We start from the raw sequence: 472 nt of genomic DNA, 5'->3' as shown, positions 1-472 counted from the left end.
TAGCGCGCACGCCGAGAACACGCCCCAGAGAATTGCGTCTGCGGTAGCCGCACCTTTCAGCGCTTCGACGGGAGCCTTCGACGGCCACCCACCGGAGTAAAGCAGGCCGAAGCCGGTGACGGCGACGAGGGAAACGATGGGCGCGGCGAAGTACCACCAGCGCGCATCGACGTGGTCGGGCGTGACAATGTCTTCTTCGCGCGTCTCGATGAGGGGGTCGGCGTCGTCGCCGAGGACTTTCCCTTCGTTTCTTGCGCGCTCTTCTGCCTGCTTCATCGGGCCGAAGTCCCAGTCCATCACGATGAGAATGAACACGAGAGTGACCGCGAGCAGGCTGTAAAAGCGGAACGGGATGCTCTGAAGGAACACCACGAACGCACTCTTATCGACGCTGGAAATCGAACTGAGATGGTCTCTGATGAGGCCGACTTCGAAGCCGACCCACGTCGAGACGACGGCGACGCTGACCACG

Annotated in this window: 1 protein-coding gene; it reads right to left on the bottom strand. The window is 61.9% G+C overall.

The genetic code is table 11. The annotated features are described in order from the left end of the window. Positions 1-472, bottom strand: a 472-nt coding sequence (locus DVK06_RS17565; RefSeq protein WP_303646267.1) for a Na+/H+ antiporter NhaC family protein, incomplete at both ends; no start/stop codon positions are given.

The sequence above is a fragment of the Halorubrum sp. Atlit-28R genome (genome assembly GCF_003665955.1).
GTDB lineage: Archaea > Halobacteriota > Halobacteria > Halobacteriales > Haloferacaceae > Halorubrum > Halorubrum tropicale.
This window is presented reverse-complemented; position numbering and strand designations above follow the sequence as displayed.